This window comes from Nonomuraea typhae, assembly GCF_009760925.1.
In the GTDB taxonomy this organism is placed as follows: domain Bacteria; phylum Actinomycetota; class Actinomycetes; order Streptosporangiales; family Streptosporangiaceae; genus Nonomuraea; species Nonomuraea typhae.
In genome coordinates, this window is the sequence record NZ_VRLV01000011.1 from 357,233 (window position 1) to 378,530 (window position 21,298).

Here is a 21,298-nt window from a genome sequence, read left to right on the forward strand (position 1 = left end):
GCAGGCGCACGTAACGGCGGGTCAGCGGTGCGGCGGAGGAGCGTTTCCCTGGAGGGCCGGAAAGGGCGGGCGGCGGGTGGGGTTATCCGGGCTCCGCCGTAAAAGCTGGAAAGTCAGCGGCAGAGAATCAGCGACATCGCCTCGGCGCGGGTTTTGTCGCTGGTGCGGAAGTCGCCGCGGACCGCGGAGGTCAGGGTCTTGGCGCCCGGCTTGCGCACCCCGCGCATCGTCATGCACAGGTGTTCCGCCTCGATCACCACGATGACGCCGCGTGGCTCCAGCACCCGCATCAGGGCGTCGGCGATCTGCGAGGTCATGCGCTCCTGGACCTGCGGGCGGCGGGCGTACACGTCCACCAGGCGAGCGAGCTTGGACAGACCCGTCACCTGGCCCTTGTCGTTGGGGATGTAGCCGACGTGCGCCACCCCGTGGAAGGGCACGAGGTGGTGTTCGCAGGTGGAGTACACCTCGATGTCGCGCACGAGCACCATCTCGTCGTGGTCTACGTCGAAGACCTTGGTGAGCACGTCCTCCGGCTCCTGGTGCAGGCCGGAGAACTGCTCGGCGTACGCCCTGGCCACGCGGGCCGGGGTGTCGAGAAGGCCGTCGCGGTCGGGGTCCTCACCGATGGCGATGAGGATCTCCCGGACGGCCTTCTCGATCCGTGCTTGATCGATGTTCACGCACTGTCCCCGGACGGCAGGGCGTCCTGGTGGCCCGCGGTGAGCGAGCCGTTGGCCGACTGCTCCTTCGGGGTCAGGATGGGCGGGCGGTCGGAGGGCAGCCGCTTGCCGTACCCGGCGTAGGACGGGCGGTGCTCCTTGACGACCACCGGGGCGAAGATCTGGAGCACCATCTCTCGGGAGAGGGTCTCCTTCTCCATCAGCTCCAGCACCAGGTTGTCGAGGACGTCGCGGTACTCGACCAGGATGTCCCACGCCTGGTCGTGCGCCGTCTCGATCATCCGGCGGACTTCCTCGTCGATCGTCGAGGCGATCTTCTCGGAGTAGTCGCGCTCGTGGCCCATCTCGCGGCCGAGGAACACCTCAGCCTGGCCGGAGCCGAACTTACGGGCGCCGAGCTGCTCGCTCATGCCGTACTCGGTGACCATGCGGCGGGCGACGGCGGTGGCCTTCTCGATGTCGTTGGAGGCGCCGGTGGTGGGCTCGTGGAAGACGAGCTCCTCCGCCGCGCGGCCGCCGAGCAGCATCGCGAGCTGGTCCATCATCTCCGAGCGCGTGGCGAGGAACTTGTCCTCCATCGGCAGCGTCATCGTGTAGCCGAGCGCGCGGCCGCGGGAGAGGATCGTGATCTTGTGCACGGGGTCGCTGTTGGGCAGCGCGTGCGCCACGAGCGCGTGACCGCCCTCGTGGTAGGCGATCATCTTCTTCTCCTTGTCGGACATGACCCGCGTCTTGCGCTCGGGCCCTGCCATGACGCGGTCGATGGACTCCTCGAGGGTGTCCATGGTGATCAGCTTCTGGTCGGCGCGGGCCGTGAGCAGCGCCGCCTCGTTGATCACGTTCGCCAGGTCCGCACCGGTGAAGCCGGGGGTACGGCGGGCGATGACGTCCAGATCGACCTCCGGCGCGAACGGCTTGCCGCGGCCGTGGACCTTGAGGATGCCCTTGCGGCCCTCCAGGTCGGGGCGGTCCACCGTGACCTGGCGGTCGAAGCGGCCCGGGCGCAGCAGCGCCGGGTCGAGGATGTCGGGCCGGTTCGTCGCGGCGATGAGGATCACGCCGCCCTTGACGTCGAAGCCGTCCATCTCGACGAGCAGCTGGTTGAGCGTCTGCTCGCGCTCGTCGTGACCGCCGCCCAGACCGGCGCCGCGGTGCCGGCCGACGGCGTCGATCTCGTCGATGAAGATGATCGCCGGGGCGTTCGCCTTCGCCTGCTCGAACAGGTCGCGCACGCGGGAGGCGCCGACGCCGACGAACATCTCGACGAAGTCGGAGCCGGAGATCGAATAGAACGGCACCCCGGCCTCACCGGCGACCGCGCGGGCGAGCAGGGTCTTGCCGGTGCCGGGCGGGCCGTACAGGAGCACGCCCTTGGGGATCTTGGCGCCGATCGCCTGGAACTTGGCCGGGGCCTGCAGGAACTCCTTGATCTCCTGGAGTTCCTCGATGGCCTCGTCGGCGCCCGCGACGTCGGCGAAGGTGGTCTTGGGGGTGTCCTTGGTGATCAGCTTCGCCTTGGACTTGCCGAAGCTCATCACCCGCGAGCCGCCGCCCTGCATCTGGTTCATGATGAACAGGAAGATCAGGACGATGATGACGATCGGCAAGAAGCTCACCAGGAGGCCGACGAGGAAGTTCTCCTGCGGCACCTCGGTGTTGAAGCTCTTGGTCTTGCCGGCGGTCACCTGCTTCTGCAGCTCTTCGGTGAGGGTCGGGCCGTAGCCGGTGACCCAGTCCGTCTGGATCATGTTCGTCGCCGGGTCGCCCGGCTTCACAGTGATCTTGTTGTGGAGGGTCAGCTCGATCCGGTTTTCCTTGTCAACAATCTTGGCGTTGCTGACGTTGCCGGTGCGGATCTGCTCGAGGACCGTGGACGTGTCGGCCTGCTTGAAGTTGCCCCCGCCGCTCCAGAGCTGAGTGACGAGCAGGAGCAGCACGACGATGCCCAGGATCCACAGCAGTGGCCCACGTGTAAATCGCTTGAGATCCATCCGATGCGGAACCCCTTGCGGGCCCGTCCCTTCCTGACCATGGCCTGGAACCCCGGGCAGAGCCCGGGGCCGCGGCATCCGACGCCGCGACTACTGACTACCCGAAGGGGACACGCGGTCACCCTCCCGTCGTCAGAAGGTACACCGGACAGCGCGCGGTGGCATCGCCCGCTAGACCGGCCTTGCCCTACCAACGTACGTCAGGTAGAGCGATGTTCCCGGCCCCTGCCGACAATGTCGGATTCGCTACTTGTAGACGTGCGGCGCCAACGTCCCGATGAACGGGAGGTTGCGGTACTTCTCCGAATAGTCCAGCCCGTAGCCGATCACGAATTCGTTGGGGATATCGAACCCGACATACCGCACATCGATCGGCACCTTGACGGCATCCGGCTTCCGCAGCGCGGTGCAGATCTCCAGCGAGGCGGGGTTGCGCGACTTCAGGTTCTCCAGCAGCCAGTGCAGGGTGAGCCCGGAGTCGATGATGTCCTCGACGATCAGCACGTGGCGGCCCATGATGTCGTTGTCCAGGTCCTTCAGCACCCGGACCACACCGGAGGACTTGGTGCCCGCGCCGTACGACGAAACCGCCATCCAGTCCATCTGCATCGGCGTGTGCAGGGCCCTGGCCAGGTCCGCCATCACCATGACCGCGCCCTTGAGCACGCCCACGAGCAGCAGTTCCTTGCCCGCGTAGTCGTCGTCGATCCGGCCGGCGAGCTCTTTGATCTTGGCCTGGAGCTCGTCCTCGGGAATGAGGACCTTCTCGAGGTCATTGCCCATGTCGGCTGCGTCCACCTGGGGTTCCTTACGGGATGGGGCTGATGGCGAGTATCAGCCTGCCATATCGCCGTATGGCGATCAGACCCCCGGGCAGGTCAACGCCCTTCTGCCCGTGCCAGGCGGTGATCAGCCGCTCCACGGCCAGCACGTGCGCGGCCGACAACGCCGAAGCCGGGGCTCCAGCTTCGAGCGCCGCCTTCTTGATCACACGCCTGCGCACCGCTCCCGGCAGCTCCTCAAGAGGCGGTACGGCCAGCGTGACGCGACCCGGAATATCGCTAAGAGCGCAATCCAGGAACGCCTTCTCCGCCCACGCCTGAAGCGCGTCCGCGTCCTCCCGCGCCAATCCGGCCGTCCGAGCCAGCGCCTGCGCCACCCCCGGCCCCAGCTCCCTCTCCAGCACCGGCAACACCGCCCTCCGCACCCGCACCCGGGAAAACCGGTGATCCTCGTTGTGCGGATCGTCCCAAGGCGTCAGCCCCATGCGTTCACACGCGGCCACCGTGGTCTCCCGCCCCAGCCCCAGAAACGGCCGCCGGTAAATCCCCTGCACCGCCGCCATCCCCGACAACGACCGCAGCCCACTGCCCCGCGCCAGCCCGAGCAGCACCGTCTCGGCCTGATCGTCCCTGGTGTGCCCAAGCAGCACCACGGCCGCCCCCAGCCTGCCGGCCGCCCGCCCGAGCGCCTGGTACCGCGCCTCCCTGGCCGCCGCCTCCGGCCCACCCCGCCTGCCGACCTCAACGGTCAGCACCTCGGCCGGCTCCAGCCCCAGCGCCATCCCCGCCACCTGGCGCGCCCGCTCCGCCGACCCCTCCTGCAACTGGTGATCCACGGTCACCAGCCCACCCCGCAACCCCATCCGCGGCGCCACGAACCCCAGAGCGGCGGCCAACGCCAGGGAGTCGGCGCCCCCACTGCAGGCCGCCAGAACCAGGTCGCCTCCGGCCAGGTCACCAAGCGCCTCTCGAACCGCCCGCCGTACGTCGGCGACCGCGGGATGTGGACCCATGCCCGCCATTCTCCCGGACCGGCCCGGATGAGGACCTCAGTCACGCCGCGACCCGATGGGCCACACCACGTGGACAGGTACGCCGCGCCGCCCGGCCTCTGCCACCACGTCGGCGGTGCCGGCGTATCCACGGGCGGCAAGGCCGTCCCAGACGGCGAGAAGGCCGTCGGCGCCGTCGAGCATGCGGGCGCTCGCGACCATGTGGGACTCGGACGTGGACTCGATGTAGTCCAGTCGGTGGACCACGGCTGCCCGGCCGAGGAGTTCGTCGTATCTCGCACGGGAATCGCCGGGCAGGGCATCGCGATACCGCTGCGCAGGGATCACCGCTTCCAGGGCGCCGCCGAGATCCAAGACCGCTTGAGCGAAGATCTGGTCCGCGCCGTCGGCCAGGCACGAGAGCCCGACGAGAGGGGGCGCATGGGCTCTGAGCGTCTCGCGTATGGCCTCGTCAATGAGCGTCACAGTCCGAGGCGGCAGACCCCGATGCCCGGACACGGCGATTCGGGTCATGATCCTCCTACAACACCGGTGCCGACCCGCTCGTCGAAGGAGCGGCTTTGGCCGTAGCGATCTCCGTCATGGGCGAGCACTGCTGCTTGGCTTCAGCACGATCATCCCTCGTATGCCTGAGCAACACGACCGCCCCCAGCCGGCCTTCGACGGAGGCGCCACAGGCCATCAAGCAACGCGGCCTACGAGCAGCGATCGCCGGTGACGGGGCATGTCGCGAGTGTGTACTCCCGTGGAGTCAGCACGCGCCGCGCGACGTCCTCCACGAAGGGGAGTTGGTTCCGGGGGTCGATACGGCGAGCGATCACTACCACGGTGACCTCAGCCGCCCCTGCCTGGCGAAGAGCGGCGGCCACGGATTGGGCGTGCCCCCCTTTCACCCACGTGTCATCGAACACGACCACGTGCCGACCCGCGACATCCCTGGGAGATGGCAGCGAAAAGTGACGGGCGCGGATCTTGCGGCGCTCAGATTCAGGAACCCCTGGAGCAGCGGCGACTTCTACCCTGCGCCAATGCTCGGGCAGAACCGACGAGATGCGGTTGAGCGGATGCGCGCCCGCACGCCCGCTGAGCGATGGAACAGTCGCCAGGCAAGAGACCGGGGAAGTCGAGACGCGATCCAGGCAAGGTGCGTGTGTTACGGAAAAGCCTAAGGCGAGCAGCAGCACACGCTGAAACGAAGGATTCTGAGCCCGCAGATGCTCGCCCATCGCATCCTTGTAGCGATACATGTCACTGTCGGACTGGGCGCCCACCACCGAATAGGTCAGTGGGACGACCAACCGTGCGATGGCCGTACCGAACTCTCGCTGATCCCTGTTGCACTGGTAACACCATTCATACTGTGCACCGATCGGGTGCGTGCAGGTCGCACAGGTCACAGACGGAACCCTCCAGGGGTTCAGCATGATAGCTGCCAGCCGGTCGCGGACCGTTGCTTCGAACCCTGGTATCGGCTCCGGCACGACCATCAGCCAATGCCGGACAGCAAACGCTCAATCTGCTTCGGACGCTCGAGCACATCGTCGACGATCGTCATGGCCGCTTCGACGTCCCCGGCCACGTGCACGTCGGGCTTTCCCGCGTACTCTCTGCCCCACTGAGTACGCTCGACGACCGATCGCATCAGGATCACCGGCCGACCGTGCTCAACGGCTTTCCGGGCCTGTATTCGTGTGCCGCTTCGCTCGTTGGCCTCAACGATGATCGTCGCCAACGCATATCCCGACATTGTCCCGTTACGCAGGGGGAAGGTGGTTTTGTCGGGCGTTCGATCGGGCCAGAACTGGGAGACCACCGCCCCGCGCTCCGCGATCAGCGCTTGGAGCTCACGATTGGCTGCGGGGTAGGTTCTCTGGATCCCCGTGCCGATGACCGCTACCGTCCGCCCTCCCGCATCGAGAGCCGACGTGTGCGCCACGGTGTCCACACCCTGGGCCAGACCGGAAACGACCGTGAGATGACGCTCCACGAGGCGGGCGGCCAGCTCAGCGGCATCCGAGCACCCGCGAGGTGAGACGGAGCGTGAACCGACGACCGCGATCCCCGAGTCGCCGGCGACCACCTCACCACGAGCGAAGAGCACGGCGGGTCTGTCGAAGACGTCCCTCAGCCGATGAGGGTAGTTTCGATCCCCCATGGCGAGAACCTGGATTCCCTGGTCCTCCCATGCGGCGATCTCGGCCTGTGCTTGCGCCAGCGCTTCTTCCAGGGGGTCGGAGAACAAGTCGACAGGGTCAAGCCGCTCCCGAAGCACCACCGAGGCGGACCCGGTCTCGGTGATTCGCTGAACGAGGGCACGCTCGTCCTTCTCGGTGGGCGTGCGCCGGAGCAGGGCTACTACAGCGGCCCGCTCGGTCGCATCCCAGCGCATCATGAGGTCACACTACTGTCTTGCCCGCTACGCCGTCACTAGCCAATGTCGAACGTTTGTACCAATTGTGTGTAATGCAATGCTTCGCTGTGCCGCGTCGGTGGAGTCGGTTTCACCCGGGCGCGAGCGGATAAAGAAGGCAGCCTCGCGAAGCGAGACCTCCAGGGGCCGGGCCCTTGGCCCGGCTGGGAGGCGGCGCGAAGCACCTTGCTTTTGTGGCCTTTGTGGCGGCGTTTGCCTGGAAGCTCCTTGCCGTTGCTGGGTTTAGGACTCCAGGGCGGGCTGGCCGACGACGCGGTTGATCCAGGTGTCCGGGTCGGCTATCTCCGCGATCGTGGGCAGGGTTTCCGGGGAGGTCCAGACCTTGTTGAAGTTGTCCATGCCCACCTTGCCGACCACGTGCCGGACGAACGCGGACCCCTCGGCGTACTGCTTCATCTTCAGCTCGATGCCCAGCAACTTGCGGACAGTCCGGTCGAACTTGGAGGTGCTCTCGCGGCGGGCGGCGAACTTGGCGCGGATGTCGGCCACCGACGGGACCACCGAGGGCCCCACCGCGTCCATCACGTAGTCCCCGTGGCCCTCGACCAGGGTCATCACGGCCGTCAGGCGGTCGAGGATCTCCTTCTGGGCCGGGGACTGGATGACGTCGATCAGGTTGCCCTCGCCGCCGCGGACCACGTCGGCCACGGTGTCGGCGGCGCTGCGCAGCCGTTCCAGGATCGTGGGCAGGTCGAGGTCGGAGGCCAGGAGGAACTCGGTCATCTGCGAGCGCACGTACTCCCGCAGCCACGGCACCCCGGTGAACTGGACCCGGTGCGTCTCCTCGTGCAGGCAGACCCAGAGGCGGAAATCGCGCGGGTGCACGTTCATCTCGCGCTCGGCGTTGACGATGTTCGGCGCGACCAGGGTCAGGCGGCCCGTGGGCTCCTGGCCGGTGGGGTCGGGCGGGAGGAACAGCTCGTACTGGCCCAGCACCCTGGAGGCCAGGAACGCCAGGACGGCGCCCACTTCGACGCCGGTGATGCGGGAGCCGACCGCGGTCACGATGGCCGGAGGCGGGTTGTCGTTGTTGCCCATCCGCTCGGTCAGCGGTTCGAGGACGACGCGGAAGCCCTCGACGTTGGCCCGGATCCAGCCGGGACGGTCGACGATGGTCGCCGGCTGCGGCGGGGCCTCCGTGTGGATCTTGGTGAACTCGCGCACGTGGCCCTCGGCTTCACGGGAGAGCGTGCGGAGTTCCGTGACCGCCTGTCTGGCCTCCTCACGGCTTACCTGCGGACCGGGGCGCACGAGGCGCGTGCCGGTCGATACGGCCAGATCCCAGTCGATCACCTGCATGCCTCCACCGTACGTGGTCGGGCGGACATGTGCGCTAGGAGCGTGCGACTATCGCGGCCAGCCGGTCGAGCACCGGCTCGGCCGAGGCCGGCACCTTGTCGGCCATGAAGGCGAAGGTGACCAGGCGGCCGTCCTTCGTGGTGGCGAAGCCGGCCAGGGTGTTGACGTTGTTGAGGGTGCCGGTTTTGGCGCGGACCAGGCCGACCTGGCCCTTGCTGTCGGAGGTGGTGAAGCGGCGGCCGTTGCCGAGGGTGCCGGAGAATCCGGCCACGGGCATGCCCGAGGCCACGGCGTGGAGTTCCGGGTGCTGCGGGGAGCCGGCCAGCGCGACGAGGCGGGCGAGGGCGTCGGCGCTGATGCGGTTCCTGGTGGACAGCCCGCTGCCGTCGGAGATCTGGATGCCGCGGGTGACGCCCAGGCGTTTGAGTACGGCGAGCACCGCCTGGGACCCGCCCTCGAAGGAGGCGGGCCGGCCTTCCTTGACGGCGACCTGCCTGGCCAGCGCCTCGGACAGGTCGTTGTCGCTGAAGGTCAGCGCGTGCTCGACCAGGGCGTAGACGGGCGGGGAGTCGACTTTGCCGAGTTCGGCGGCGCCCTGGGGGGCCTTGGCCGGGGCGATGGACTTCGAGACGGCTATGCCGTACTTGCCGAGCAGTTTGGCGAACGCGGCGGCGGCGACCTGCGGCGGGTTGGAGACGCGGGGCTGAGAGCGCGCCGGGTTCTGCTTGGCCTCGTCGATGGTCAGCGCGTGGATGGGCGCGACGTTGCCGTCGGGGATGTAGCTGGGCTTCCAGCCGGGGGCGACGGGTGAGCCGGTGTACAGGGAGGTGTCGTAGCCGAGGGTGACCTTTTTGACGCCCTTCGCCTTCAGGGCTTCTGCGGTACGGCCGGCCAGCGTGGCCAGGGAGGCGGGTTTGGGGTAGGTCGTCGGCTTGGCCGAAGGGCCCGCCAGTGTGGGGTCGCCGCCGCCCACGAGGATGACCGATCCCGGCGTCTTGCCCTGCACGACCCTCGTGGACAGGCGGGCGTCGGGGCCGAGCGAGGCCAGGGCGGCCACGGTGGTGACGACCTTGGTCGTGGAGGCGGGGACGATGCCGGCGTCGGCGTTCGCGGCGAAGATGCGCTGGCCGGACCGGGCGTCGAGGACGACCGCGCCGACGCTGCCGCCGAGCGCTTTGTCACCCAGCGCATCGGTGAGTAGTTCCGCCAAAGTACCCTTAGTCGGGAGAGGTCCGTCTCCACCCGAGGCCAGCACAGGTCCTGCGGTGATCACCGGGACGGAAGGAGACGCGGTCGGCCGCTCGGCTGGGTGCGGGGCCTGCCTCGTCAGGGCCGCCAGGCTGAATTCGGTCTGCACCGCGTAGACGCCGGTGATGATCGTCATGGCCTGGAGCAGGGCGAGAGTGGTCACCACCACCCACCGCTCACGCCGTGCCACGTCGCCTGACCCTCTCTCGCTAGTTCACCTACGAGACATTAACGCCCAGCCGGGGGTGCCCGGGGGCCTGAGCGGAGGAACCGCGGTGGAGTTCGACGTTGTCGTTGAGATTCCCAAGGGGCAACGGAACAAGTACGAGGTGGACCACGAGACCGGGAAGATCCGGCTCGACCGGCTCCTGTTCACCTCCACGCAGTACCCCGCAGACTACGGCTTCATCGAGAACACCCTCGGTGAGGACGGCGACCCCCTCGACGCGCTGGTGCTGCTGCAGGAGCCGACGTTCCCCGGCTGCTACATCACCTGCCGGGCGGTCGGGATGTTCCGCATGACCGACGAGAAGGGCGGGGACGACAAGGTCCTCTGCGTCCCCGCGACCGACCCCCGGATGGAGCACATCCGCGACATCCACCACGTCCCCGAGTTCGACCGGCTGGAGATCCAGCACTTCTTCGAGGTCTACAAGGACCTGGAGCCGGGCAAGTCGGTCGAGGGCGCCAACTGGGTCGGCCGCGTGGAGGCGGAGGCCGAGATCACGCGCTCCTTCCAGCGCCTCAAGGACCAGGGCCACCACTGACCCCCAGAACACCCACCCTTTTCGGTAGCAGGATCGGTGGTTGCCTAAAGAGGGGTGGGGCGTTTTGGTGGCCGAATCGGTGGTTGCCTAAAGAGGGGTGGGGCGTTTTGGTGGCCGAATCGGTGGTTGCTAAAGAGGGGTGGGGGGTTTGGTAGCCGAATCGGTGGATGCCCAAAGCAGGCGGCCGGTAGCCGAATCGGTGGGTGCCCCATAGCAAAGGGTGAGTGTCAGGTGGGGCGGGTGGCGCCGACCAGGTCGCGGCGCCACATGGAGGCGATCCTGACCACGTCCCCCGTCTGGGGGGCGTGCACCATGAGGCCCCGGCCGATGTACATGCCGACGTGGTGAATGTCACCGGGATTGCTGGTGATCCGGCCGAAGAACAGCAGGTCGCCGCGGCGTAGCTGGTTCAGCGGGACGTGGGGCCCCGAGGTCCATTGGGTGCCGGTCCAGTGGTCGATGCGGACCCCGGCCCGCTCCCACGCCCGCATGGTCAGCCCCGAGCAGTCGTAACTGTCCGGCCCGTCGGCCGCCCACACGTAGGGTTTGCCCAGCTGTGTCAGCACCCAGTTGGCGGCGAGGTCGCCGTTGGTCGACCCCGTTCCGACGTACGGCCTGGCCCCCGCGCTGAAGCCGGCCCGTTCGACGGCCGCGGCGCGTTCCCTGGCCAGCCGGTCGGCCAGGCTGCGCGCCGCGTCGACCTGGTCCTGAAGCTTGCTCTCCCGGACCCGCAGCGCCTTGGTCTGCCGTGTCTGCTCGGCGACGGCGGTCTCGGCGGCGGCCTTGGCCTTGGCGGCGTTCTCCATGGCGGCCTGCTGGACGGTGAAGGCGTCGTCGGCCTGGGCGCGCAGGATCTCGGCCACCTTCTGCGCGGCCCGCATCCGGTCGAGGATGATGGTGCGCTCGCCGCCCATCTGCTCGAGCACCGAGGCTCGGTGCAGGAACCCCTCGCTGTTGTCGGTCATGAGGGTGAGCATCGGCCCGCTGATGGTGAAGCCGCCGTAGGCTTCGGCGGCGATGGCCGCCACGGCCGATCTGGCCTGCTCGAAGTGCGCCTCGGCGCTGAGCAGCCGGGCGCGGGCGTCGACTGCGGCGGCCTTGGCCGCGGTGAGCTTCACCAGTTCCCCGTTGTACGCCTCGATCAGCCGTTCGGCGGTCGCGGCCAGTTCGTCGAGCCTGCCTTGGGCGGCCGCCAGCTTGGCGGTCGCCGCCCCGAGCGCCTTGTTCTTGTCCCGTACGGCGTCGCGAGCCTCGGCCACGTCGTCCGCGGATGGTCGCGGCTCGGCGTGGGCAGGCGGGCACAGGGTGGCGATCAGGCAGGCGACCACGAGTCCAGCTCTGACGGAGTGCATAGATCCCCCTCGCTCATGGTCACTCTATGCACACAGTTCCCAGTCGCTACTCGCTGCACACATGAACCACACGCAACGTAGTCATCGCAGGCGAAACAGGCGTTCTATCCAGGGCCGGACACCAATGGGGGGAGGTGTCGCAGCACGGGGGTAGGTGAAGACAGGTGTCTGGCTTCCGTACGCAGCGTGAAGTTCGGCGGCTTTACACCAGTCGGCCCCGACCCGGGCGGCGGCCCAGGCGGCGGCGATGGCCGGGCGTGACTCCTGGTGCCGGGCGTAGGTCTGGTAGAGGGTCATCGTGGCGGCGGCGGCGAGGTGGCCGTCGCCGGGGTAGGCGGTTCCGGCCAGGTAGGGGGCGGTGACCCGGCCGCCGTGGCCGGTGTCGAGTGCCCAGGTCCAGTTGGCCAGGACGAGGCCGAGCACGGCGTCGGGGACGGTGGCGGCCGCGCCGTACATGCGCTCCTGACGTGAGCCGGTGAGGCGGCGGGAGGTCCACAGCCAGTCGAGCTCGGCGGGCGGCTGGCCGCCGGCCAGCCAGGACAGGACGGCCAGGCCGCGGGCGGTGCGCAACCGGCACAGTTCGAGCAGGTCGCGCTGCATGCGAGGGCCGGTGTCGAGCCAGGTGGGCCAGGCGATGCGGTGGCCCTTGTCGACCAGGGCGAGCAGGTCGTCGCGCACGGGCAGCGGGCAGACGCGGCACCCGCGCAGCTCGAACGCCTCCACCTGGCTCAGCTCGCGGACGGGTCTGGGGCGGCGGGCGGCGTGTCGGCGGTTCGGGGCGGGGTGGGTTCCGGGCTGGCGCTCGGCGTCACCGGGCTGGGGGTGGCCGGGGGCGGGGTCGTGGGGCAGGGGGTGCGGGTGGGGCGGCCTTGAGGGTCCCGGGTGGGGCGGCCATGGGGGTCGCGGGTGGCCTGGCCGCCGCCGGGGATGCCCGGCTCGGCGCCACCGGGCGATGACGGGGCAGGGGTGGGCGCGGCGGATGAGGTCGGAGAGCGGGTGGTCCGGGAGGGGGACGGAGCGGGTGAGGAAGGGGTGCGGGTCGCGGGCGGGGCGGTGACGGGTGGCGTCACGGCCGGGAGGTCGGTCGCGGCGATCCCCTGGATCGGGCGGGTGGTGGCGTTGTCGGGGATGGGTTCGACCCGGATCGTGGTGTCCTGCGGGTCGGGGGCCCAGGGGAGTCTGATGCCGGGTGGCTCCCCGGTGGCGGGGAAGGCGCTGGTGGCCAGGCCGGACAGGTCACCGCTCCCGGTGCCGAACTGGTAGAAGACGATCCCGATGGCGATCACTGTGACCACGGCCGCCAGCGCGCCAGCCAGCGCACGATGGCGCTTACCGCCCTTCTTCTCCCCCGGGCGGGGAAAGCCGGCGGCGTCCAGGATGCCGGCGCGCCGGGCGACGTAGCGGCGGTAGGGCACGAGTTCGGGATCGACGAAGCAGCTCATCACCCGGACCCGCAGCGATTCCGGCAAGGGGGCGGCGGGCAGCAGTTCGAAGACCTTCGCGGCCGAGATCGCCCGGGTGTGGTGCGGCGCGCACAGCTCGCAGTGGGCGACGTGCCTGACGAGGTGCCGGCGCATCTCGACGGTGAGCTCGCCGGCGAAGCCCGTCAGGATGCGGGCGCGGCGCGGGCAGTCGTAGGGGCCCTTCCTGGCCAGGAACTCCGCGGTCACGGCCTCGCGCAGCCGCTCGCGGGCGGCCTCCTCGGCCAGTTCGACCTGCCGGGGCGCGAGGCCGAGGATGACGGCGAGGTCGGCGGTGGGCAGTTCGTGGCGGGTGCTCAGCTCCAGCAGCTCGCGGTCGCCGGCGGGCAGGCTGTGCGTGGCGTTCCACGCCATGATCCGCAGGTCCGCGTCGCCCGGGTCGGCGGGCTCCGGCGCCTCGGTCGGCGCCGGGGAGGCGTCGGGCGGGGCCGACAGCCGGCGGACCGCGCAGGCGCCGCGGGCCAGCGCGTACAGCCAGGGGCGCAGCCGTTCCGGCTCGGCCAGCGCGAAGATGTGCGCTTCCGCGGCGATAAGCGTGTCGCGAAGCGCCACCTGCGCGCTGTCGGAGCTGAGAAGAAGGGACCAGCAGTATTGGTAGATGCCCTCGGCGTACGTGTCGTAGAGCGCGGCCAGAGCACCCGGGTCGTCGGCACGGAGGGCCTCGACCAGCAGGCGGTCATTCATGTAGCCGAAGGTAATGGATTGGTAACTAGCAGTTCTACCGATTCAGCGCTAATGACAGAAAGGCCCCTGGATCATTTCCGATATTCCCGAGAGTTTTGACATCTGGGGCGTGAGTAATATTTATCGTAAATCGGTCAGGGCTTGTCGCCCGGCAGCACGGTCCGGCCCCGGTCCACGGCGAACGGCTCGGTCGTGGGCAGCACCGTGTGCACCGGCACCGCGCCGCCAAGCGCCAGTTCCTCGTACGGCCGGCCGGTCGAACCCCAGGTGCGGGCGACGACCTCGGTCCTGGCCACCCGCGCCCCCTCGGGCAGGCCCTCGACCGTGAGGATGAAGCGCGGCGGCTCGCCCGCCCGCACGTCGTCCACGAACGCGTATCCACCGCCGACCAGCTTGCCCGCCGCATCGCGCAGCAGCGCGTTCACGACCAGGCTGCTCGCGGGCAGCGAGTAGGGATTGTCCACATACCCGGTGATCAGGTAGGAGCCGTCCTTCTGCTTGAGCGTCTGCACGCCCGAGACCGGGAACTGCCGGAAGGCCGAGGCGATCCGGGCCGCCGGCCGCCACTGGGCCGGACGGTACTCGATCGTCACCTTGGCCGGCTTCTCCGACGCGCTCGCCTGCCCGGAGAAGGGCAGCGACCCGCCCGGCGGGACGGCGTCCAGCGGCTGATCCATCCGCACGACCTCGGCGCCCGCGGCGTCGCGGCCCACCACCGTGGCCACCACGTGCTCGCCGAAGTGCCACGGGTTGGCGTTGGTGAGCACGCCGGCCCAGGCCACGGCGTAGCCCGAGGCGGTCTTGACGGTGGTCGAGACCTGCTCCTTGAGCGTGAGCGGCTTGAGCTGGGTCGGCTCCGCTTCGGTTGAGCACCCGGTCAAGAAGATCGCGCCGAGTGCGAGGACAGTGACGGTTCGGCTACGCAGGATCACTTTGCCGTGATAGCCGGTGCATGGGTAGGTCATGCGCGGGACACGCGCAGGACCTACCCATTCTTTAAGAAGGGCCCCTTATCGAGGACGTACGACCCGCGTCTCGTCCCAGACCGGTTCCGCGGCCTCGTACACGCTCCCGTCGGCGCCGAAGACCAGGTAGCGGTCGAAGTCGGCGGCGAACCAGCGGTCGTGGGTGACCGCCAGGACCGTGCCGTCGAAGGCGTCCAGGCCCACCTGGAGCGCTTCCGCGCTGGCCAGGTCCAGGTTGTCGGTCGGCTCGTCGAGCAGCAGCAATGTGGCGCCGGACAACTCCAGCAGCAGGATCTGCAGCCGCGCCTGCTGCCCGCCGGAGAGCGTCTCGAACCGCTGGTCGGCGATGAGCCCGGCCAGCTCGTAGCGGGCCAGGATCTTCATGGCCTCGTTCTTGAGCCTGGCGTGCTCGGTCATGACGATCTCGACCGAGCTGCGGCCGTGCAGGTCGGGCCGGGCGTGGGTCTGGGCGAACAACCCGGGCACGACGCGGGCGCCGAGCCTGGCCCCGCCGGTGTGGCGCACGTCCTCGCCGGAGATCAGGCGCAGGAAGTGCGACTTGCCGGACCCGTTGGAGCCGAGGACCGCGACCCGCTCGCCGTACCAGATCTCGGTGGAGAAGGGCTTCATCAGCCCGGTCAGCTCGAGCTCCTCGCAGATGACCGCGCGCTTTCCGGTGCGCCCGCCCTTGAGCCGCATGCGGATGTTCTGCTCGCTGGGCGTCTGCTCCGGCGGCCCGGCCTCCTCGAACCTGCGCAGCCGCGTCTGCGCCGCGTGGTAGGCGGGGGCCATGCCGTCGTTGTAGCGCGCCTTGTTCTTGAGCATGATGACCAGGGCCTTGAGCTTGGCGTGCTCCTCGTCCCAGCGCCGCCGCAGCTCTTCGAGCCGCTCGTTGCGGGCCCGCCGGGCGTCGGCGTAGGTGGCGAAACTTCCGCCATGGATCCAGATATTTCCGGACTCGACGGTCACGATGCGGTCGGCCGCGTTGGCCAGCAACTGCCGGTCGTGGCTGACCAGCAGCACCGTCTTGGGCGTTTCCCGAAGCTGCCGCTCCAGCCACTCCTTGCCCGGGACGTCCAGGTAGTTGTCCGGCTCGTCCAGCAGCAGCGTCTGATCCGGCCCGCGCAGGAGCGCTTCAAGCACCAGCCGCTTCTGCTCGCCACCGGACAAGGTGGCCACATCACGATATTTCACGCTGTCGTACGGCATGCCGAGCGCGGCCACCGTACACGTGTCCCAGAGCACCTCGATGTCATAACCACCGGCATCGGTGTAGTCGGTAATCGCCTGGGCATACCGCAGCTGCGTCTTCTCGTCCTCGCGCTCCATCATGGCCAGCTCGGCCTTCTCCAGCCGCGCCGCCGCCTCCCGCACCGCCGGAGGCGCCACGCTGAGCAGCAGATCATGCACACTGGACCCGTCGCGCACGCTCCCGACGAACTGCCGCATCACGCCCAGCCCACCGGAACTGGCCACACTGCCCTCGACCGGCTGCGCATCCCCCGCGATCAAGCGCATGAGCGTGGTCTTCCCCGCCCCGTTGGGCCCGACCAGCGCGGCCTTGACACCGTCCCCGATCCTGAAGGACACATCGTTCAGCAACGGCCGCCCGTCCGGCAGCACGTACGTCAGGTGTCCGACCTCGACGTGTCCCACGACGATTCCCCTCCCTAGGCTCTCGCGCAGGCTACATGCCGCTCCAGCCGGGAGGCATTCCGTTTTTCAGCCCATACGCCCAGCCACACCGCCGCTAGCGGAGCCTCAGAAGCCAGGCAAAAGAGTGAGCGCCGGCACGTGAGACGGGCGGACGACAGAGAAATCCCTCGTGTCCAGTGTGAGCACGTCGGCGATGTGGAAGCGCTCGGCCACAGCCACGACCGAGGCGTCGGCGGCACCGAGCGGGAGGTCGCTATAGCGCTCCACCAGCGCCGCGATCCGCGCCAGGTCTCCCCATCAATGTTCTTGCCCGTACCCTTCGCGAAGGATTTCTTCCGTGGCCTGAGCGGCATCCGTACGACCCGCTCGGTAGCGGCCGAACCACGAGGGAAGGTCACTGTCATCGGCTTCCGTCTGAGACCGGACCAGACTGAGGACTTGCGCGTGCGCGACCCGCACCTGGTCTGGTGTCAGTTCGTCGACCAACCGGTGCAAGTCCTCATAGTCCGAAGCAGCGGTCATGGGTCCGAGTGTACGTGCCGCTCCATGATCAGAACGGGTCAACCGTTATCGGAGGGGTAGACAGTAAGTCATTTGATGACTAGAACTGTACCCAGCTCACCTCCTCCCCCCTGGATGTGTGATGAAACGACTGCGTCTGGCCATCGTCCCGCTCCTTCTCGCGTTCCTCCTGCCCCAGCAGGCCATGGCGGCAGGCACGGCCGCCTGTGCCCCCGAGTTCCAAGGGTCTTCGGTCAACTCCCGGCTGACCAGCCTGTTCACCAACTACGGCAACGACAACTCCCGCTTCGACGACTGGACCGGTGCCGACGGCACGTACTCGGTCCGCCTGCCCAGTGGCAAGGAGCTCTGGGTCTTCTCCGACACCTTCCTCGGCCAGGTCAACGCCGACGGCAGCCGCCCGCCGGTGGTTGAGGAGGGCGGGACGACCGTGTTCCTCAACAACACGTTCGCCCTGGAGCGCGACGGCCGGCTGCGGACCATCACCGGCGGCACGCCCCGCCGGCCGAAGGCGATCATGCCGCCCCGCGACAAGCAGCACTGGTTCTGGGCCGGGGACGCCACGCTGGCCGGTGGGCTGGTGGAGGTGACCTACCAGGAGTACGAGAAGTTCGGGCCCGGCCAGTGGGACTGGCGGTGGCACCGCAACGTGGTGGCTGCCTTCCCGCAGGGCCGCCTGGAACGGCCGATCCGCGTGCGCGACCTGCCCTCGGGCAACGGCGTGGCCTGGGCCTCGGGCATTCTCAAGGACGGGCGGTACACCTACGTCTACGGCGTGGAGGACAAGGACGCCACCAAGTACATGCATCTGGCCAGGGTCCGCGGGCAGAGCCTGCTGGGGCGCTGGGAGTTCCTCACCGCCGGTGGCACCTGGTCCTGGAACGAGAAGGACTCGGCCCGCCTGATGGACGGCGTCGCCAACGAGTACAGCGTGACCCGTGTCGGCGACGGGTACGTGCTGATCACCCACGACACCACCGAGCCGCTGAGCGCCAAGATCGTGGCGTACTCCTCCTGCTCCCCGTCCGGCCCGTTCACCGGCAAGCAGGTGCTGTACACGACACCCGAGACCAGCGGGAACATCTTCACCTACAACGCCCACGCCCATCCCGGCGTGGCCGGCGACGGCCTGGTCGTCTCCTACAACGTCAACAGCTTCGAGAACACCGACCACTACCGCGACGTGTCGATCTACCGCCCGAGGTTCATCGACGTGAGGTTCGGGTGAGGCGTAACTGGGCTGCCCGGCTGCGCCGGTTCACGCTCGACGGCATGGCGGCGGTGACGCTGGAGAACGAGGTTCTCCGCGTCACCGTCCTGCCCGGCAAGGGCGGCGATGTCGTGGAATTTCTGTACAAGCCCACCGACACCGATTTCGTCTGGCTCTCCCCGCAGGGCCTGCGCAACCCGGCACACCATCTCCACGGCGCCGCCGACGACGTGGCCCGGTTCGTCGACCACTACGAGGGCGGGTGGCAGGAGATCTTCCCCAGCGGCGGCACCCCCAGCGCGTACCGCGGCGCCCGGCTGGCCCAGCACGGGGAGGTGGCCGGGCTGCCGTGGGAGTGCGAGGTGGTCGCCGACTCCCCCGAGCTGGTGTCGGTACGGCTGAGCGTGCGCACCCGGCGCCTGCCGTACCGGCTGGAAAGGACGCTCACGCTCGCGGCCGGGACACCCGCGCTGGAGGTGGAGGGACGCGCGAGCAACGACAGCGGCCTGCCGCTGCACGCGATGTGGGGGCAGCATCTGGTGTACGGCCGGCCGTTCCTCAAGCCGGGGCACCGGATCAGGCTGCCGGAGGGCGTCAGGGTGGTGCCGCACCACAGTCCGATCAACGACGCCGGGCGGCGGGTCAGGGCGGGCGGGCCGTGGGAGTGGCCGGTGGTGCCCGCCGACGACGGCGGCACGACGGATCTCAGCATGGTGCCACCCCAAGGCGCGCCGAGCGACGTGGTGTACATCACGGGCTTTCCCGAAGGGTGGTATGAAATTTCGGGGGAAATCGGTGTGCGGATCCACTGGGATGCCACGCTCCTGCCGTACCTGTGGATGTGGCAGGAGTTCGGCGCCTCCACCGCGTACCCGTGGTGGGGGCGAGCCTATGTGCTGGGGCTGGAACCGTTCGCCGGCATGCCGACCGACGGGCTGGCGGCCGCCGTGGCCAACGGGACGGCGCTGACGCTGGAGCCGTACGAGAGCAAGGTGCTGAGATGGCGCGCGGAGGTGCTGGCATGAGTGACTTCGAGGGCAAGGTGGCCATGGTGACCGGCGGGTCGGCCGGCATCGGCGGGGCGGTCGTGGAGCGGCTGGCCGCCGGCGGCGCCTCGGTGGTGTTCTGCGGCGTCGGCACGGGCGTGCCGGTGGACGGCGAGCGGGTCACGGGAGTGGAGGCGGACGTGCGCGACGGCGCCCGGATGCGCGAGCTGGCCGAGCTGGCCGTCTCCCGGTACGGCGGCCTGGACGTCCTCGTCACCTGCGCCGGAATCCAGCGCTACGGCACGGTCGAGGACACGCCCGAGGAGACCTGGGACGAGGTCATGGACGTCAACGTCAAGGGCGTCTACCTGGCCTGCCAGGCCGCCGTCCCACACATGCGGGCGAGGGGCGGCGGCTCGATCGTGGTGGTGGCCTCGGTGCAGTCGTTCGCCTCCCAGACGAAGGTGGCCGCCTACGCCGCCAGCAAGGCCGCGCTGCTGGGGCTGACCCGCTCGATGGCGCTCGACCACGCCGCCGACGGCATCCGCGCCAACGTCGTCTGCCCCGGCTCGGTGGACACGCCGATGCTGCGCGGGGCCGCCGACCTCTGGCGGGGCGAGCGCACCCAGGAGGAGACGGTGGCCGAGTGGGGCCGCTCCCACCCCCTCGGCCGGGTGGCCAGACCGGCGGAGGTGGCCGAGCTGGTGGCGTTCCTGGCCGGTGAGCGGGCCTCGTTCGTCACCGGCTCCGAGCACCGCGTGGACGGCGGCCTGCTGGCCGGCGTCCCGGTGGCGCTACCGGAGTGACCTCCTGACGAACGCGGCCAGGTCCGCCGACTGCCGCAGGCGGCTCGGCTCGTGCACGTACATCATGTGACCGGCCTCGTAGTACTTGAACTCGACGTTGCCGGCCAGCTCCTTCGGGATGCGCAGCTGGGCGAAGGTGTGCTCGGCGGCGAAGTACGGCGTGGCGCCGTCGTGGTAGCCGCAGGCCACGTGCACGCGCAGGTGGTGGTTGTCGCGCATGGCCGCGCTCAGCTTGCTGGTGACGTGCACGTGCGCGCCCTCGAACTCCTTGTACGACCAGGGGTGGACCCGGCCGGTGAGGATCTCGTAGGGCAGGTCGCTGGTGAAGCCGAGCTCGGCGCGCAGGTAGTGGTTGAGCGCGGCGCTGTAGGGGCCGACGATCGCGCTCATGCTGGGGTCGCGCTCGAACTGCTCGCGCCCGCTGTCGGCGTCCCAGCCGGTGAAGCGGCCGTCGAGGCGGCCGACGATCTGGCGGCGCGAGCGCAGCAGCTCGGTGAAGAACCGGATGTGCTCCAGGCGCAGGTCCACCTGGTCCACGTACTCCTCGCTGAGGCCGGTGAGCGCGGCGACCTTGGCCACGGCCGCGGCACGCTCCTCGGCGGTCAGCCGGTTGCCCCTGGCCAGCGCCCACAGGTAGTCGCGCCCGGCGTACTCCTCGGCCTCGCGCAGCACCTCGGCCAGCGGCCGGTCGCCGTGCAGCCCGTGGTGGTGGGCGATGGCGGCGTAGGTCGGCAGGTAGAGGGCGTAGGCCAGGTCGTTGCCCGGGTTGAAGTCGCCGGTGATGAAGTCGAGCACCGAGGAGATCAGCATGAGCCCGTTGAGGTACATGCCGTAGCGGGTCTGCAGGTGGTCGGCGAGCGCGGCGGCCCGGAGCGTGCCGTAGGACTCGCCGGCCAGGAACTTGGGCGACATCCACCGCCCGTTGCGGGTGGTCCAGAGCCGGATGATCTCCCCGACGGACTCCACGTCACCGGTGAAGCCGTGGTAGGCGTCGGGCTTCTCCCCCTCCGCCGCCCGCGAGTAGCCGGTGGAGACCGGGTCGATGAAGACCAGGTCGCTGTCGTTGAGCAACGTCTCGGCGTTGTCGGCCAGGCCGTACGGCGGAGGCAGGAGCGCGCCCGCGTCACCCATGACCACGCGGCGGGGGCCGAGCACGCCGAGGTGGAGCCAGACGCTCGACGAGCCGGGGCCGCCGTTGAAGGCGAAGGTGACCGGCCGGGTCAGGGGGTCGGCGCCGTCGAGCGTGTAGGCGGTGACGAACATCTCGGCCTTGGCCTTGTGCCCGTCGAAGGCTCCGTCGGTGAACGTCTCCTCCCGCAGCACCATCGTTCCGGCCTTGGTGGTGTACGGCTGGCCCGAGGGAAGGGCGTGCCAGGTGGTGACGAGGTTGTCGGCGGGAGTGTCGTTCGTCATGGGAAGAGA

At 69.2% G+C, this 21,298-nt stretch carries 20 protein-coding genes; 4 read left to right on the forward strand and 16 right to left on the reverse strand.

Going from position 1 to position 21,298, the window contains the following annotated elements:
• Positions 1–113: 113 nt before the first annotated feature.
• The 9 genes from folE to dacB form a co-directional block, all read right to left on the reverse strand.
• Entirely contained in the window at positions 114–683 is a 570-nt protein-coding gene (gene folE / locus FVE25_RS36350; protein ID WP_157251938.1) for a GTP cyclohydrolase I FolE, read from the reverse strand.
• Entirely contained in the window at positions 680–2,674 is a 1,995-nt protein-coding gene (gene ftsH / locus FVE25_RS36355; protein ID WP_157251940.1) for an ATP-dependent zinc metalloprotease FtsH, read from the reverse strand. The genes folE and ftsH overlap by 4 nt, the downstream gene beginning before the upstream one ends.
• 246 nt (positions 2,675–2,920) lie before the next feature.
• Positions 2,921–3,472, reverse strand: coding sequence for a hypoxanthine phosphoribosyltransferase (gene hpt, locus FVE25_RS36360; protein WP_181019827.1), 552 nt, complete (start codon positions 3,470–3,472; stop codon positions 2,921–2,923).
• Between the two features lie 10 nt (positions 3,473–3,482).
• The gene (tilS, locus tag FVE25_RS36365) at positions 3,483–4,469 is read right to left on the reverse strand and encodes a tRNA lysidine(34) synthetase TilS (RefSeq protein WP_157251943.1); all 987 of its coding nucleotides are present in this window, start codon (positions 4,467–4,469) and stop codon (positions 3,483–3,485) included.
• Positions 4,470–4,505: 36 nt separating this feature from the next.
• Entirely contained in the window at positions 4,506–4,934 is a 429-nt protein-coding gene (locus FVE25_RS36370) for a hypothetical protein (RefSeq protein ID WP_343046173.1), read from the reverse strand.
• A gap of 230 nt (positions 4,935–5,164) precedes the next feature.
• Positions 5,165–5,956, reverse strand: a complete 792-nt coding sequence (locus FVE25_RS36375; protein ID WP_157251947.1) for a hypothetical protein — start codon at positions 5,954–5,956, stop codon at positions 5,165–5,167.
• A complete protein-coding gene (locus FVE25_RS36380) occupies positions 5,956–6,861 on the reverse strand; it encodes a DNA-processing protein DprA (protein WP_157251948.1) in 906 nt (301 codons plus the stop codon). The genes FVE25_RS36375 and FVE25_RS36380 overlap by 1 nt, the downstream gene beginning before the upstream one ends.
• 261 nt (positions 6,862–7,122) lie before the next feature.
• A complete protein-coding gene (locus FVE25_RS36385) occupies positions 7,123–8,199 on the reverse strand; it encodes a zinc-dependent metalloprotease (protein ID WP_181019828.1) in 1,077 nt (358 codons plus the stop codon).
• A gap of 34 nt (positions 8,200–8,233) precedes the next feature.
• On the reverse strand, positions 8,234–9,637 hold the full coding sequence (dacB, locus tag FVE25_RS36390) for a D-alanyl-D-alanine carboxypeptidase/D-alanyl-D-alanine endopeptidase (protein ID WP_157251950.1): 1,404 nt from the start codon (positions 9,635–9,637) through the stop codon (positions 8,234–8,236).
• Positions 9,638–9,722: 85 nt separating this feature from the next.
• On the opposite strand from dacB, the gene FVE25_RS36395 reads away from it, so the two are divergent.
• Positions 9,723–10,214 (forward strand): inorganic diphosphatase, encoded by a 492-nt coding sequence (locus tag FVE25_RS36395; protein WP_157251951.1) that lies wholly within the window; start codon positions 9,723–9,725, stop codon positions 10,212–10,214.
• A 227-nt stretch (positions 10,215–10,441) separates the two neighbouring features.
• On the opposite strand, the gene FVE25_RS36400 is transcribed toward FVE25_RS36395, so the two are convergent.
• The 6 genes from FVE25_RS36400 to FVE25_RS36425 form a co-directional block, all read right to left on the reverse strand.
• Positions 10,442–11,566: a C40 family peptidase gene (locus tag FVE25_RS36400; RefSeq protein WP_157251953.1), complete on the reverse strand. Its 1,125-nt coding sequence runs from the start codon at positions 11,564–11,566 to the stop codon at positions 10,442–10,444.
• Between the two features lie 81 nt (positions 11,567–11,647).
• Positions 11,648–12,289, reverse strand: a complete 642-nt coding sequence (locus tag FVE25_RS36405) for a hypothetical protein (protein WP_157251955.1) — start codon at positions 12,287–12,289, stop codon at positions 11,648–11,650.
• Between the two features lie 5 nt (positions 12,290–12,294).
• The gene (locus FVE25_RS54035; protein WP_181019829.1) at positions 12,295–13,731 is read right to left on the reverse strand and encodes an RNA polymerase sigma factor; all 1,437 of its coding nucleotides are present in this window, start codon (positions 13,729–13,731) and stop codon (positions 12,295–12,297) included.
• Between the two features lie 134 nt (positions 13,732–13,865).
• Complete coding sequence (locus tag FVE25_RS36415) at positions 13,866–14,663, reverse strand: hypothetical protein (RefSeq protein WP_157251956.1); 798 nt, start codon at positions 14,661–14,663, stop codon at positions 13,866–13,868.
• Positions 14,664–14,741: 78 nt separating this feature from the next.
• A complete protein-coding gene (locus FVE25_RS36420; protein ID WP_157251958.1) occupies positions 14,742–16,352 on the reverse strand; it encodes an ABC-F family ATP-binding cassette domain-containing protein in 1,611 nt (536 codons plus the stop codon).
• 297 nt (positions 16,353–16,649) lie between these two features.
• Positions 16,650–16,874, reverse strand: a complete 225-nt coding sequence (locus FVE25_RS36425) for a hypothetical protein (protein ID WP_157251960.1) — start codon at positions 16,872–16,874, stop codon at positions 16,650–16,652.
• Positions 16,875–16,995: 121 nt separating this feature from the next.
• Here FVE25_RS36425 and FVE25_RS36430 point away from each other — a divergent pair, with 121 nt between their 5' ends.
• The 3 genes from FVE25_RS36430 to FVE25_RS36440 are packed head-to-tail and all read left to right on the forward strand — an operon-like array spanning position 16,996 to position 19,876.
• Positions 16,996–18,102 carry a glycoside hydrolase family 183 protein gene (locus tag FVE25_RS36430; RefSeq protein WP_157251962.1) on the forward strand — a complete coding sequence of 369 codons (1,107 nt, stop codon included), beginning with the start codon at positions 16,996–16,998 and terminating at the stop codon, positions 18,100–18,102.
• Positions 18,099–19,109: a DUF4432 family protein gene (locus tag FVE25_RS36435; RefSeq protein ID WP_157251963.1), complete on the forward strand. Its 1,011-nt coding sequence runs from the start codon at positions 18,099–18,101 to the stop codon at positions 19,107–19,109. Before FVE25_RS36430 ends, FVE25_RS36435 begins: the two co-directional genes overlap by 4 nt.
• Positions 19,106–19,876: an SDR family NAD(P)-dependent oxidoreductase gene (locus FVE25_RS36440; RefSeq protein ID WP_157251965.1), complete on the forward strand. Its 771-nt coding sequence runs from the start codon at positions 19,106–19,108 to the stop codon at positions 19,874–19,876. The genes FVE25_RS36435 and FVE25_RS36440 overlap by 4 nt, the downstream gene beginning before the upstream one ends.
• Here the strand turns inward: FVE25_RS36440 and FVE25_RS36445 are convergent.
• Positions 19,865–21,289: a S10 family peptidase gene (locus FVE25_RS36445; RefSeq protein ID WP_157251966.1), complete on the reverse strand. Its 1,425-nt coding sequence runs from the start codon at positions 21,287–21,289 to the stop codon at positions 19,865–19,867. The genes FVE25_RS36440 and FVE25_RS36445 overlap by 12 nt on opposite strands.
• Positions 21,290–21,298: the final 9 nt, after the last annotated feature.

Excerpts from the sequence above, each read along its gene's own strand:
- ftsH (WP_157251940.1), bottom strand. The coding sequence starts at position 2,674 with ATGGATCTCAAGCGATTTACACGTGGGCCACTGCTGTGGATCCTGGGC.
- FVE25_RS36440 (WP_157251965.1), top strand. The coding sequence starts at position 19,106 with ATGAGTGACTTCGAGGGCAAGGTGGCCATGGTGACCGGCGGGTCGGCC.
- FVE25_RS36380 (WP_157251948.1), bottom strand. The coding sequence starts at position 6,861 with ATGATGCGCTGGGATGCGACCGAGCGGGCCGCTGTAGTAGCCCTGCTC.
- FVE25_RS36385 (WP_181019828.1), bottom strand. The coding sequence starts at position 8,199 with ATGCAGGTGATCGACTGGGATCTGGCCGTATCGACCGGCACGCGCCTC.
- FVE25_RS36430 (WP_157251962.1), top strand. The coding sequence starts at position 16,996 with ATGAAACGACTGCGTCTGGCCATCGTCCCGCTCCTTCTCGCGTTCCTC.
- FVE25_RS36445 (WP_157251966.1), bottom strand. The coding sequence starts at position 21,289 with ATGACGAACGACACTCCCGCCGACAACCTCGTCACCACCTGGCACGCC.
- tilS (WP_157251943.1), bottom strand. The coding sequence starts at position 4,469 with ATGGGTCCACATCCCGCGGTCGCCGACGTACGGCGGGCGGTTCGAGAG.
- FVE25_RS36425 (WP_157251960.1), bottom strand. The coding sequence starts at position 16,874 with ATGACCGCTGCTTCGGACTATGAGGACTTGCACCGGTTGGTCGACGAA.
- FVE25_RS54035 (WP_181019829.1), bottom strand. The coding sequence starts at position 13,731 with ATGAATGACCGCCTGCTGGTCGAGGCCCTCCGTGCCGACGACCCGGGT.
- FVE25_RS36400 (WP_157251953.1), bottom strand. The coding sequence starts at position 11,566 with ATGCACTCCGTCAGAGCTGGACTCGTGGTCGCCTGCCTGATCGCCACC.
- FVE25_RS36375 (WP_157251947.1), bottom strand. The coding sequence starts at position 5,956 with ATGGTCGTGCCGGAGCCGATACCAGGGTTCGAAGCAACGGTCCGCGAC.